At 69.1% G+C, this 12,343-nt stretch carries 12 protein-coding genes; 9 read left to right on the top strand and 3 right to left on the bottom strand.

The genetic code is table 11. From position 1 onward, the window contains the following. Positions 1–12: 12 nt before the first annotated feature. A complete protein-coding gene (locus AAEX60_RS04785; protein ID WP_342101581.1) occupies positions 13–1,077 on the bottom strand; it encodes a lactonase family protein in 1,065 nt (354 codons plus the stop codon). A gap of 22 nt (positions 1,078–1,099) precedes the next feature. On the opposite strand from AAEX60_RS04785, the gene AAEX60_RS04780 reads away from it, so the two are divergent. Next, positions 1,100–2,035, top strand: coding sequence for a tyrosine recombinase XerC (locus AAEX60_RS04780; protein WP_342101580.1), 936 nt, complete (start codon positions 1,100–1,102; stop codon positions 2,033–2,035). A 5-nt stretch (positions 2,036–2,040) separates the two neighbouring features. Here the strand turns inward: AAEX60_RS04780 and AAEX60_RS04775 are convergent, their stop codons facing one another. Beyond that, positions 2,041–3,027 carry a M23 family metallopeptidase gene (locus tag AAEX60_RS04775; RefSeq protein WP_342101578.1) on the bottom strand — a complete coding sequence of 329 codons (987 nt, stop codon included), beginning with the start codon at positions 3,025–3,027 and terminating at the stop codon, positions 2,041–2,043. Positions 3,028–3,363: 336 nt separating this feature from the next. Between AAEX60_RS04775 and rpsB the strand changes: the two genes are divergently transcribed. The 7 genes from rpsB (at position 3,364) to gdhA (ending at position 10,208) form a co-directional block, all read left to right on the top strand. Continuing rightward, a complete protein-coding gene (gene rpsB / locus AAEX60_RS04770; RefSeq protein WP_342101577.1) occupies positions 3,364–4,257 on the top strand; it encodes a 30S ribosomal protein S2 in 894 nt (297 codons plus the stop codon). A 36-nt stretch (positions 4,258–4,293) separates the two neighbouring features. After that, complete coding sequence (gene tsf / locus AAEX60_RS04765; protein ID WP_342101576.1) at positions 4,294–5,103, top strand: translation elongation factor Ts; 810 nt, start codon at positions 4,294–4,296, stop codon at positions 5,101–5,103. Between the two features lie 126 nt (positions 5,104–5,229). Further along, the gene (gene pyrH, locus AAEX60_RS04760) at positions 5,230–5,943 is read left to right on the top strand and encodes a UMP kinase (RefSeq protein WP_342101575.1); all 714 of its coding nucleotides are present in this window, start codon (positions 5,230–5,232) and stop codon (positions 5,941–5,943) included. 62 nt (positions 5,944–6,005) lie between these two features. Next, positions 6,006–6,560 carry a ribosome recycling factor gene (frr, locus tag AAEX60_RS04755; protein WP_342101661.1) on the top strand — a complete coding sequence of 185 codons (555 nt, stop codon included), beginning with the start codon at positions 6,006–6,008 and terminating at the stop codon, positions 6,558–6,560. Positions 6,561–6,571: 11 nt separating this feature from the next. After that, positions 6,572–7,459, top strand: a complete 888-nt coding sequence (locus AAEX60_RS04750; protein WP_342101574.1) for a phosphatidate cytidylyltransferase — start codon at positions 6,572–6,574, stop codon at positions 7,457–7,459. Then, on the top strand, positions 7,456–8,679 hold the full coding sequence (gene rlmN, locus AAEX60_RS04745; protein WP_342101573.1) for a 23S rRNA (adenine(2503)-C(2))-methyltransferase RlmN: 1,224 nt from the start codon (positions 7,456–7,458) through the stop codon (positions 8,677–8,679). Before AAEX60_RS04750 ends, rlmN begins: the two co-directional genes overlap by 4 nt. A gap of 194 nt (positions 8,680–8,873) precedes the next feature. Next, on the top strand, positions 8,874–10,208 hold the full coding sequence (gdhA, locus tag AAEX60_RS04740) for an NADP-specific glutamate dehydrogenase (RefSeq protein WP_342101571.1): 1,335 nt from the start codon (positions 8,874–8,876) through the stop codon (positions 10,206–10,208). A gap of 71 nt (positions 10,209–10,279) precedes the next feature. Here gdhA and AAEX60_RS04735 read toward each other — a convergent pair whose 3' ends face one another. Further along, positions 10,280–11,383, bottom strand: coding sequence for an LOG family protein (locus AAEX60_RS04735; RefSeq protein WP_342101570.1), 1,104 nt, complete (start codon positions 11,381–11,383; stop codon positions 10,280–10,282). Positions 11,384–11,452: 69 nt separating this feature from the next. On the opposite strand from AAEX60_RS04735, the gene AAEX60_RS04730 reads away from it, so the two are divergent. Then, positions 11,453–12,331 carry an alpha/beta fold hydrolase gene (locus AAEX60_RS04730; RefSeq protein WP_342101568.1) on the top strand — a complete coding sequence of 293 codons (879 nt, stop codon included), beginning with the start codon at positions 11,453–11,455 and terminating at the stop codon, positions 12,329–12,331. The last annotated feature ends 12 nt before the right edge of the window (positions 12,332–12,343 follow it).

Raw genomic sequence — 12,343 nt, 5'->3', positions numbered from 1 at the left:
TCGGGGCACAACCTACCGCGCCGCCCCAGCGGGGCTGTCATCCGCGCTGAGGAAGAGCAAACTGGCCGGCTTCTGCACGGCCAGCGCACCCACCTGCTCGAAGCCCTCCCCGCGGTGGGCCAGCACGCTCACCGTGTCCGAGCCCTGGTTGGCGACGAAGAGCAGACCCCCGTGCTCGGCCAGGTCCCGCGGGTGCTCACCGCCGCACGGCGATTCGCTGGCCAGGCTGAGCATCCCGTCGTCGGTCCAACGCAGCAGCGCAATGGTGTTGGTGCCCCGATTGGCCAGCACCAGGTCATGGCCGAACAAGCGCAGGCCCGACGGTTGTGACTGGCCCGGATGATTCGTCGCCAGCACGCTTCGCCCCACCCACCAGCCATTGCCCCAGTCCAGCCCCTCATGCCGCACCCCCACCACGCGGCCGCTCAGCTCACCGGCGACGGCGAACTGTTGCTCGTCGGGGCCGACGGGTCGCATCACCAGATGCCGTGGGCCGGTGCCGGGCGGCAGGTTGACCGAGGTGAGCAGGTCCAGCTCGGCCCCCTCGCCGGTGGCCCGGGCCCGAGCGACGTGCAGCTGGTCCGTGCCGAGGTCGCAGACCAGCACATGGTCCTCGTCCAGCCAGGTCACCTGGTGGGCATGCGGGGCGGACTGCCGCTCGGGATCGGGGCCGTGACCGCTGAAGGCCAGCACGGCGAGCGGTTCGGCGAGCGAGGCGCCGGTGGGCAGCGCGAACAGGCTGACCGAACCGGAGGCATAGTTGGCCACGGCAATCCACGCCCCATCCGGGGACACCGCCAGATGACAGGCATCCGCGCCGTGGGTGGCGGCGCTGCTGGCCACGCGCAGCCCATCGTCCATGCGCCGCAGCACGGCCAGCCGGGCCGGGTTCCACTCGCTGACCGCCAGCACCAGCTGCTCGTGCTGCACCAGCCAACTGGCATTGGGCAGGCTCACGGTCTGCCCGGTCAGCTCCGGGCCGATGGCGGACAGCCGGGCCGTGACCACCCCGTCGGTGCCGGACTCGCCGGTGTAGCAGCCGATCAGCAACTGGGTGGCGCTCGTGGAATCGCTCATGGTTGAAATCTAGACTCGACCCATGCCATCGGCCAGCCAACTTCCCCCGGACCTGGGCGTGGTGCTCGACGAGTTCACGGCCTGGCTGGCCCAGGAGCGGGGAAATTCCCCGCACACGGTGCGGGCCTATCGCGGTGACGTCACCGCTCTGTTCAGCCACCTGACGGGCCGCGGTGTCACCCGCCTGGCGGCCGTTGAACTGCGGGACCTGCGCGGCTGGCTGGCCGCGATGCAGGCCGACGGTGCCAGCCCCGCCACCCTGCAACGACGCAGCGGAGTGGCCCGGGTCTTCTTCGCCTGGGCGGCCCGGGAAGGCCTGGTGGCCACGGATCCGGCGGTGGCGCTGAAATCCCCCCGGGTGCCGCGACGGCTGCCGCCGGACCTGGCCCAGGCGGACCTGGACGAACTGTTCGCCGCGGCCACCGCCCGCGCCGCGGAGGGCGAGGGCCCGCTCCCGGTCCGCGACGTCGCCCTGCTGGAGCTGCTCTACGGGTGCGGGGTGCGGGTCAGCGAGCTGTGTGGGCTGGACCTGGCCGACCTGGACTTCGCCCGGCGCACCGCCCGGGTGCTGGGCAAGGGCAACAAGGAACGCACCGTGCCGGTGGGGGAGCCGGCGCTGGTGGCCGTCGAGCGCTGGCTGGCGGTGCGGGGTGAGGTGGCCGCCGCGGCGACGGCCACCAGCAATGCCCTCTTCCTGGGAGCGCGCGGCGCCCGGATCGACCCCCGGGTGGTCCGACGGGTGGTGCACCACGCCCTGGAGGCCGTGCCCCAAGCCCCGGACCTGGGGCCGCACGGCCTGCGGCACGCGATGGCCACCCACCTGCTGGAGGGCGGCGCGGACCTGCGCAGTGTGCAGGAGATGTTGGGACACGCGTCGCTGGCCACGACGCAGATCTACACCCATGTGAGCAATGAGCGGCTCCGGGCGGCCTTCAACCAGGCCCATCCGCGCGCCTGAGGGGCTCACCCCACCCACCCGGCGGGGTTGGTGACACCCCCATTGGCCCAGACCATGAAGTGCAGGTGGCAGCCCGTCGAGTAGCCGGTGCTGCCCACGGTGCCCACTGGCTGCCCCTGCGTCACCGTCTGGCCCGCCGAGACGGCGAAGCCGCTGAGGTGGTTGTACGAGGTCCGCACCGCGGTGCCCCCGATGCTGCCGTGCTCCACGATCACCCGGTTGCCGTAGGCGATGTTGAACTCGGTCAGCACCACCCGTCCCGCGGCGGCGGAGCGCACCGGGGTGCCACAGGGCGCGCCGTAGTCCATCCCGTCGTGCAGCTTCCAGACGTGCAGGACGGGGTGGAAGCGCTGCCCGAAGGGCGAGGTGACCGGCCCCGAGGTGGGTCGCACCAGGCGGCCGGAGGCGGCCGGCATCGGGGGCATGGTCAGGGTCTGCAGCAAGGACCCGGTGGCCGGCGGGGGAGCGGAGGCCACCCGGCTGCCCTCGGGCAGCAGCCGCACCCCGGTTGCGGCCAGGAAGCGCAGCGGGTCCAGGTACTGCTCCCCGAGTTTCAGGCCCCAGTGCAGGCAACCCGACGGGCACTCCGCGCCCGCCATCACGTAGCCGATCAACTGCCCGGCCCGCACCCGCTGGCCCACCCGCACCGTGGCGCGCACCGGCTCGTGGGTTGTCCGGTAGCCCCCGGCATGGGTCAGCGAGATCACCTCCCGGTCCACCACCCGCCCGACGAAGGCCACCACGCCGTCGGCCGAGGCCAGCACCGCGGTGCCGGGTGGCGCCGCCAGGTTCACTCCCCGGTGCCCGCGGCCCCACTTCTGCTTCGGGCCGTCGAAGGCGCGTCCGACGTCCCCTTCCACGGGCCTGATCAGGGGCGGTGGGGGAGCGGGCTGCGCGACGGCCACCGTCGGGGCCGGCAGCCAGAGCGTGGTCATCAGCAGTGCCACCAGCGAGCACATCAGGGCCAGGCGGGGCGGGCACGGTCTGTTCATGCCCAGCAGTGTGTGCAAGAGGCCTCGATTTGCGTCACGCCCCGGGCGGCCTGTGGACAATTCCTCGGAAACCAGAATCTGTGGAAAACCCCGACCAGTTGGGCCCCGGTCAGCCGGTTTGGTTGCCCGCTGCCGGACCCCATAGAATGCAGGCGCAGCTCGAACCGATTCGGGCTGACTTCGCATGCGCTCATCCCTCGCCGAGGGGTCGGGCCTCCCGCGGTCCCGTGTCAGCACGGGTGGCGGCCGGACAGCGCATCAGGTGGGCGGTGAAGAGTTCACCGCCTGTGAGGAACCGTGTGGGCGCCGTTGCGTCCACGACTGAAAGGACCGGCCATGGCCGTCGTCACCACTCGCCAGCTGCTCGAGAGCGGTGTCCACTTCGGGCACCAGACCCGCCGCTGGAACCCCAAGATGAAGCGCTTCATCTTCACCGAGCGCAATGGCATCTACATCATCGACCTGCAGCAGTCGCTGACCTACATCGACAAGGCCTACGCCTTCGTCAAGGAGACCGTCGCCCGCGGCGGCCAGGTGCTGTTCGTCGGCACCAAGAAGCAGGCCCAGGAGGCCATCGCCGAGCAGGCCACCCGCGTCGGGATGCCCTACGTGAACCAGCGCTGGCTGGGCGGCATGCTGACCAACTACCAGACCGTGATCAAGCGGGTGCAGCGGCTCAAGGAGCTCGAGGTCATGGACTTCGACAATGTCGCCGCCTCCGGCCTGACCAAGAAGGAACTGCTGGGTCTCAAGCGCGAGAAGGACAAGCTGGAGAAGACCCTGGGCGGCATCCGTGACATGGCCCGCGCCCCGCAGGCCGTGTGGATCGTCGACACCAAGAAGGAGCACCTGGCCATCGACGAGGCGCGCAAGCTGCGCATCCCCGTCGTCGCCATCCTGGACACCAACTGTGATCCCGACGAGGTGGACTTCCCGATCCCCGGCAATGACGACGCGATCCGCTCCGTCTCCCTGCTGACCCGGATCATCGCCGACGCCGCCGCGGACGGCCTGCTGCAGCGCTCCGGTGGCAACGCCGACGCCGCCGCGGACGCCCCGGCTGCCGAGCCGCTGGCCGACTGGGAGAAGGAGCTGCTGGCCGGTGACAAGGCCGCCGAGCAGCCCGCCGCCGAGGCCGCCCCCGCCGAGACCCCGGCCGTCGAGGCCGAGGCCACCACCGAGGCTCCCGCCACCGAGGCCCCGGCCGAGGCTGCCGCCGAAGCCAACTGATCCGTCCCGCAACAACTTCCAAGAACGGAAACTGACATGGCAATCACTGCTGCCGATGTGAAGAAGCTCCGCGACGCCACCGGCGCCGGAATGATGGACGCCAAGAAGGCCCTGACCGAGGCGGAGGGCGACTTCGAGCGCGCCGTCGAGATCCTGCGCGTCACCGGCCAGGCCAAGATGGCCAAGCGCTCGGATCGCGAGGCCAGCAATGGCATCGTCGCTGCCTCCGGCAAGAGCCTGATCCAGCTGGGTTCGGAGACCGACTTCGTCGCCAAAAACGCCGAGTTCATCGCCCTGGCCGACAAGATCGTCGCCGCTGTGGCCGAGGCCGGCGCCAATGGCGTCGAGGCCGCCAACGCGGTGGCCCTCGAGGATGGCACCGTGCAGAGCGCCGTGGAGGCCCTGGCCACCAAGATCGGCGAGAAGCTGGAGCTGAAGGACGCCGTCAGCTATGAGGGTGAGACCCACACCTACCTGCACCGCCGCTCGCAGGACCTGCCTCCGCAGGTCGGCGTGATCGTCGAGTACGAGGGTGCCGACGCGGCCCTGGTGCACTCCGTGGCCCTGCAGATCGCTTCCATGCAGCCCCAGTACGTGACCCGCGAGGACGTCCCGGCCGAGGTTGTGGAGAAGGAGGCCCGGATCGCCAAGGAGACCGCGCTGGAGGAGGGCAAGCCGGAGAAGATCATCGACCGCATCGTCGAGGGTCGTCTGGGTGGCTTCTACAAGGACGTCTGCCTGGTTGAGCAGCCCGCCGTCAGCGATGACAAGAAGACCGTCGGCCAGCTGCTGGACGCCGCCGGTGTGAAGGTCACCCGCTTCGCGCGGCTGTCTGCCGGCAACTGATTCCGGCACGCCGCGTCAGCGGCTTGAAGCATGGATGATGGGGAGGGTCCCGCGTGGGCCCTCCCCATCGCCGTGTCCAGTAGAGTGGCTGGCGCTACGCCTTGGCGTTCTCAAGAGGAGGAATTCGTGAGCAAGCCCTACAAGCGAGTGCTGCTGAAGCTGTCCGGCGAGGTCTTCGGCGGCGGCAAGGTCGGCGTGGACCCGGCAGTCGTCGCCAACATCGCCCAGCAAGTGGCCGACGTCGCCAAGAGTGGGGTGGAGGTGGCCATCGTCGTCGGTGGCGGCAACTTCTTCCGCGGCGCCGAGCTGAGCCAGAATGGCATGGAGCGCGAACGCGCCGACTACATGGGCATGCTGGGCACCGTGATGAATGCCATTGCCCTGCAGGACTTCTGTGAGAAGGCCGGGGTCCCCACCCGGGTGCAGAGCGCCATCACCATGACCCAGGTGGCCGAGCCGTACATTCCGCGACGCGCCGCGCGTCACCTGGAGAAGGGCCGCGTGGTGATCTTCGGCGCCGGTGCCGGGATGCCGTACTTCTCCACCGACACCGTGAGCGCCCAGCGCGCCCTGGAGATCGGCTGCGAGGCCCTGCTGATGGGCAAGCAGGGCGTCGACGGGGTCTTCGACTCCGACCCCAAGACCAATCCGAACGCCACGATGTTCGACGAGCTGAGCTATGACGAGTACCTGGCCAAGGACCTCAAGGTGGCCGACGCCGCCGCCATCTCCCTGGCCCGGGACAACAACCTGAAGATGGTCTTCTTCAACCTGACCGTCGAGGGCAACATCGCCAAGGCCGCCAATGGCGAGCAGATCGGCACCACGATCCACCGCTGAGTGCCCGCAGGACCGCAGGAAAAACGAAGCAGTTCCCACTGAAAACCGAAGGAATCATCGTGATCACCGACATCATCAAGGACGCCGAGAAGAAGATGGCCTCCGCCGTCGACTTCGCCCGCGAGGAGTTCGCGGGGATCCGCACCGGCCGTGCCCACCCCGCCATGTTCAACAAGCTGATGGCGGACTATTACGGCGCGCCGACGCCGCTGCAGCAGCTGGCCACCTTCCAGGTGCCGGAGGCCCGCACCATCCTGATCACGCCCTTCGACCGGTCCGCGCTGAATGCCGTCGAGAAGGCGGTGCGGGATTCCGACCTGGGCGTGAACCCGTCGAATGACGGCAACATGATCCGCTGCATCCTGCCCGCCCTGACCGAGGAACGGCGCAAGGAGTACATCAAGATGGCCAAGCACAAGGCGGAGGAGGGCCGGGTCAGCGTGCGCAATGTGCGTCGGCACGCCAACGATGCCATCAAGCGGCTGGAGAAGGACAAGGAGATCGGCGAGGACGAGGCCACCCGCGCCGAGAAGCAGTTGGACGCCTCCACCAAGAAGTTCGTCGAGCAGATCGACGAGCTGCTGAAGTCCAAGGAAGCCGAGCTGCTCGAGGTCTGAGCACCGCATTCATGAGCCAGGAGAAGATCGCCCCGTCCGACCTCACACCACCGCCGAACCCGTCCCGGGCAGGCCGAAACCTGCCCGCGGCGATCGCGGTGGGTGTGGGGTTGTTCGGTTCCGTCGTGGCCACGCTGGCCTGGTGGAACTGGGGCTTCATCCTGCTGGTGGCCGTCGCGCTCAGCCTGGGTGCGGTGGAGGTGCACAATGCGCTTGCCCGGGTGGGGGCCCGCTCGGAGATCGTGCCGATCGTGGCCGGCACCGCTGCGACGGTGATCGGCTCCTACTACGCGGGTCAGCACCCGGCCCAGCACATGCCGTCGAACACCCTGATCATCGGGCTGTTGGCCGTCACCACGCTGGTCTGCCTGGTGCTGCGGCTGCGGCTCGGCGCGGAGGGCTATGTCCGGGATGCCTCGGCCAGCCTGTTCACCATCGCCTACATCCCGCTGCTGGGCTCGACAGTGGCCTTGATGCTGGCCGACGACAATGGCCGGCAGCGGATCGTCACCTTCCTGTTGTGCGTGATCGCCTCCGACACCGGCGGCTACATCGCCGGTGTGTTGTTCGGCAAGCACCCGATGGCCCCACGGGTGAGCCCGAAGAAGACCTGGGAGGGTTTCGTCGGGTCCGTCACCGCGGGGATGGCGCTGGGGGCGGTCTGCTCCGTCTGGCTGCTGCATGCGCCGTGGTGGGTGGGCGCCGTACTGGGCCTGCTGCTGGTGGGCTTCGGCACCGCCGGTGACCTGGTGGAATCCATGATCAAGAGAGATGTGGGGATCAAGGACATGAGCTCCTTCCTTCCCGGACACGGAGGCGTGATGGACCGGCTCGACTCGCTGCTGGTGGCAGCCCCGGTGGCGTGGTTCGCCATGTTCGTGATGGTGCCCGGGCTGTGAGCGCTCCCGACGGCCGCAACCACGCGGCGCCCAAGAACCTGGCCCTGCCCAGCGAACCGCTGGCCGATCCGGGCAAGGAACTGCCGCTGGTCTTCGCGGCCCCGCGTCGCGGCAAGCCCGCCAAACACTGGATCGACCTGTCCGTCGACGAGCGAACCGAGGCGGTCAAGGAGCTGGGCCTGCCCGCCTTCCGGGCACAGCAGATCTCCAAGCACTTCTTCGAGCGCTTCGAGACCGACCCGACCACCTGGAGTGACCTGCCCAAGGCCGCTCGGAAGGAGGTGGCCCAACGCTTCTTCCCCGAGCTGGTCACGCCGATGAGCGAGCAGCGCTGCGATGGTGACACCACCGTGAAAACGCTGTGGCGCTTGCACGACGGCAGCCTGGTGGAGTCCGTGTTGATGCGCTACGGCGTCAAGCGGGGCCTGCCCGCCGAGCAGCAGAGCCATGTTCGCTCCACCCTGTGCATCAGCTCCCAGGCCGGCTGCGGCATGGCCTGCCCCTTCTGCGCCACCGGCCAGGGCGGCCTGCAGCGCAACATGTCCACCGGGGAGATCGTCGCCCAGGTGATGAAGGCCGAGCAGGTGCTGTCGTCGGGTCAGCTGCCCGGCGGGGTGGGCCAGGTGAACAACATCGTCTTCATGGGGATGGGCGAACCGCTGGCCAACTACAAGGCGGTGCTGGGGGCGGTGCGCGCCATCAGCGACCCGACGCCGCAGGGGCTGGGGATGAGCAAGCGGGGGATCACCGTCTCCACCGTCGGGCTGGTTCCGCGGATCGAGCAGCTCACCACCGAGGGGTTGCCGATCACGCTGGCCATCAGCCTGCACGCCCCCGACGACGAGCTGCGTGATGAATTGGTGCCGATCAACACCCGCTACAAGGTGGACGAGGTGCTGGACGCCGCCTGGAACTATGCCAAGGCCACCAGGCGTCGGGTCAGCATCGAATACATCATGATCAAGGACATCAATGACCAGGCCGAGCGGGCCGCGCTGCTGGCCAAGCGGCTGAAGGCCCGCGGCGACTGGGGTTGGGTGCACGTCAACCTGATCCCGCTCAACCCGACGCCGGGTTCCAAGTGGACGGCCTCCCGCAAGAGCGACGAGCAGGCCTTCGTGAAGACCCTGGAGAACTGGGGCATCCCGGTGACCGTGCGCGACACCCGGGGCCAGGAGATCGACGGCGCCTGCGGCCAACTGGCCGCGACGATGAATTGAACCGGTGACTGAAGGGGCCATTCACATGCTGGCCGGTTACCGGCCCGCAACCGGGCATCTGTAATCTGCAACTGGACACCGCACTGTGCGGCGCCCAGTCCGGGCGTGGTTCGGCCTCCAATCTGGAGTCGTGACCGCGCCGGGCCAGCCAACCCCGTAGAGCACGCGCTGCGTGCCCGGAAGAAGGAGTCCCCGTGGCTGATCTGGAACTGGTCTACGAGACCGTCGTCAAGCGCAATCCCGGTGAGGTGGAATTCCACCAGGCCGTCAAGGAGGTGCTCGACAGTCTGAGCCCCGTCCTCAAGCGCCACCCCCAGTACACCGAGGCCAATGTGCTGGAGCGGATGTGCGAGCCCGAGCGGCAGATCATCTTCCGCGTGCCGTGGATGGATGACAACGGCAAGGTGCAGATCAACCGTGGCTTCCGCGTCGAGTACAACTCCGCCCTGGGCCCGTACAAGGGCGGCCTGCGCTTCCACCCCAGCGTCTACCTGGGCATCGTCAAGTTCCTCGGCTTCGAGCAGGTCTTCAAGAACTCCCTGACCGGCATGCCCATCGGTGGTGGCAAGGGCGGCTCGGACTTCGACCCGCACGGCAAGTCCGACGCCGAGGTGATGCGCTTCTGCCAGAGCTTCATGACCGAGCTGTACCGCCACCTGGGTGAGTACACCGACGTCCCCGCCGGCGACATCGGCGTCGGCGGCCGGGAGATCGGCTACCTGTTCGGCCAGTACAAGCGGATCACCAACCGCTACGAGGCCGGCGTGCTCACCGGCAAGGGCCTGACTTGGGGCGGTTCCCTGGTCCGCACCGAGGCCACCGGTTACGGAACCGTGCTGTTCGCCAACCGGATGATGGAGCAGAAGGGCGCCAGCTTCGACGGCCAGCGCGTCACCGTCTCCGGCGGCGGCAATGTGGCCATCTACGCCATCGAGAAGGCGCAGCAGCTGGGCGCCCTGTGCCACTCCTTCAGCGACTCGTCGGGCTATGTGCACGACCCCGAGGGCATCGACCTGGAGCTGCTGAAGCAGGTCAAGGAGGTGGAGCGCGGCCGCGCCGCCGACTACGTCTCCCGTCGCCCCAGCGCTACGCTGCACACCGACGGCACCGTGTGGAACATCCCCACCGACATCGCCCTGCCCTGCGCCACCCAGAACGAGCTGAACGGCGACTCCGCCAAGGAGCTGGTGAAGAACGGCGTCAAGGTGATTGCGGAGGGCGCCAACATGCCCACCACCCCGGAGGGGATCGAGGCCTTCCGGGCCGCCGGCGTCGCCTACGCCCCGGGCAAGGCCGCCAACGCGGGTGGCGTGGCCACCTCCGCGCTGGAGATGCAGCAGAACGCCTCGCGGGACTCCTGGAGCTTCGAGTACACCGAGGAGCGGCTGGCGCAGATCATGGAGAACATCCACGACAACTGCATCGACACCGCCGAGGAGTACGGCGCCCCCGGCGACTACGTCCTGGGCGCGAACATCGCCGGCTTCGTCAAGGTTGCCGACGCCATGATCGCCATGGGTCTGGTCTGATCCCCAACAGTTGACCGCCGAGACGGGCGGGGCGCCACTGCGGTGCCCCGTCCGTTTCGCGTCGAGGGGCCTCAGCCCAGCAAGACCTCAGCGGCCTCTTCGACGTGGTCCACCAGATGCAGCCGGGTTCCCATCTGCCGGTCCCGGCCCAGGGCCTCCAGCAAGGGCCAGGCCGGGAGTCTGTGGGTCCAGTACTCGCGGCCCACCAGCACCATCGGCGTGGTGGCGGAGCCCAGCGGGGTGTAGTAGTTTCCCGTCGCGGCCTGGAAGATCTCCTGCACGGTGCCCGCGGCCCCCTGCAGGTAGACGATCCCACCGCGGCAGCGCTGCAGCAGCGTGTCCTCCCGGATGGCATTGCTGAAGTACTTGGGGATCACCGTCGCGAAACCATTGGGCGGCTCGTGGCCATAGAACCAAGTGGGGATGCCCGCGGATTCGCCCGACGGCTGCCAGCGGCGCCGCACCTCCACCATGGCATGCGCCCAGGCGGTGAGGTTCGCATGGAAGTCGGCGGCCGCCGCCAGCACCTCGATCGCGTCGTCCAGGGCCTCCGGCTCCCCGGCCAGGTAGGCGCCCAGGTTGCTGGCCTCCATCGCGCCCGGGCCGCCGCCGGTCATCACAAGCCGACCGCCCCGGGTCAGGTCCCCGGCCAGCCGGGCGGCCTGCCGGAAGGTCTCGGTGCCCCGCGCCGCGGCGTGGCCGCCCATGATCCCGATGGTGGTCTGCGGCGGGCGGCTGGCGCACCAGTCGTCCAGGGATTCGCTCATGGAATGGTCGTGCAGGCTCATCGACAACGTGGCGCCCAGACTGGGCTGGATGCCCTGAGCCCGGTGCCAGGCGTAGATCCGGGCGTCGTGGCAGTCGGCATAGTCGCCGCCGGTCAGCACGGCGTCGAAGAGGTCCGGCGTCTCGTACATCCGTGGCCGGTAGGGGTTGAAGGGCAGCTCCGGCAGTCGCGGGAAGACCAGGGCGCCGCGGCCGCGCAGCGAGTCGTCGATGCCGGGCCGCATCAGGCACCCCAGGAAGATCGCCGCCTCCACCGACGTGCGCTTCAACTGCTCGCTGCGTTCGGTCAGGTCCACCGACTGGACCACGCATCGGTTCAGCCGCAGGCCGGCCGCCAGGTGGGCGTCGAAGGCCGCCAGCGAGTCGATCTCATGCTCCGCCGTCATCATGGCTGCCAGCCTAGTTGGGCTGCGCTGCCGCCCGCCGGAGCGGACAGGAGCTGGGCGTAGGCTCGATCCATGGGCGAGTTTTGGCACACCACGGGCGACGGTGTTCGGCTGTGGGGGAGGTTCAGCGGGCCCGAGACCGGAGCGGTGACGGTGGTGCTCACCCACGGCTACGCCCAGGCCCACCAGTGTTGGCACGCCCAGGCCGAGGCGCTGGCCGCGGCCGGTTTCCGGGTCCTGGTCTGGGACCTGCGGGGCCACGGCGAATCCGCCAATCCGGACCTGCTGGGCTGCACGATCGAGCGGGTGGCCGATGACCTGGCCGAGCTGATGATGGTGCACACCACCGGTCCGCTGGTGCTGGTGGGGCACTCGATGGGTGGGATGGCCCTGATGGCACTGGCGGAGCGTCATCCGCGGTTGGTGGCAGACCGGGTGGGGGCGGTGGCCTTCGTCGCCACCTCGGCCAACGGCGATGGGCTGGGCTTCCTGGGGTTGGGGTTGCGTGGCGCGCACCTGGTGCAGGCGGGTGGGGCTTGGGTCTTCGGTCGGTTGGCCCGGCACCGCAACAGCTGGCGATTGGTGAGTGGGCTGGGTCCGGTGCTCAGTGCCGGGCTGTGGGTGAGCTGCTGTGGTTGGCGTACATCGCGCACCGACGTCCGACTCACGGGCGAAATGGCAGGTCAGGCCGGATTTGCCACGATGGCAGCCTTCCTGCCCAGCCTGTCCACCCATCATCGGGAACCGGCTCTGGCGGTCTACCACGGTGTCCCCAGCCTGGTGCTGAACGGCAGCCTTGACCTGGTGGTGCCGCCCAAGGATTCGGAGGCGATCGCCCACCGACTGCCTGGCTGTCGTCGCGTCGTGGTTCCCCGCGCTGGGCACAACGTGATGATGGCGGCTCCCCGTCGGGTCAGGGACGAACTGCTGGCGCTGGCCCGACGGGTGTGACGGGCCACGGCC

This window comes from Luteococcus sp. H101, assembly GCF_038433155.1.
Classification (GTDB): domain Bacteria; phylum Actinomycetota; class Actinomycetes; order Propionibacteriales; family Propionibacteriaceae; genus Luteococcus.
This window is presented reverse-complemented; position numbering and strand designations above follow the sequence as displayed.

Bases quoted from the DNA above. Each gene is read 5' to 3' on its own strand.
- AAEX60_RS04750 (WP_342101574.1), top strand. From the start codon at position 6,572: ATGAGCCAGGAGAAGATCGCCCCGTCCGACCTCACACCACCGCCGAAC.
- AAEX60_RS04780 (WP_342101580.1), top strand. From the start codon at position 1,100: ATGCCATCGGCCAGCCAACTTCCCCCGGACCTGGGCGTGGTGCTCGAC.
- tsf (WP_342101576.1), top strand. From the start codon at position 4,294: ATGGCAATCACTGCTGCCGATGTGAAGAAGCTCCGCGACGCCACCGGC.
- rpsB (WP_342101577.1), top strand. From the start codon at position 3,364: ATGGCCGTCGTCACCACTCGCCAGCTGCTCGAGAGCGGTGTCCACTTC.
- AAEX60_RS04730 (WP_342101568.1), top strand. From the start codon at position 11,453: ATGGGCGAGTTTTGGCACACCACGGGCGACGGTGTTCGGCTGTGGGGG.
- AAEX60_RS04735 (WP_342101570.1), bottom strand. From the start codon at position 11,383: ATGATGACGGCGGAGCATGAGATCGACTCGCTGGCGGCCTTCGACGCC.
- AAEX60_RS04775 (WP_342101578.1), bottom strand. From the start codon at position 3,027: ATGAACAGACCGTGCCCGCCCCGCCTGGCCCTGATGTGCTCGCTGGTG.
- AAEX60_RS04785 (WP_342101581.1), bottom strand. From the start codon at position 1,077: ATGAGCGATTCCACGAGCGCCACCCAGTTGCTGATCGGCTGCTACACC.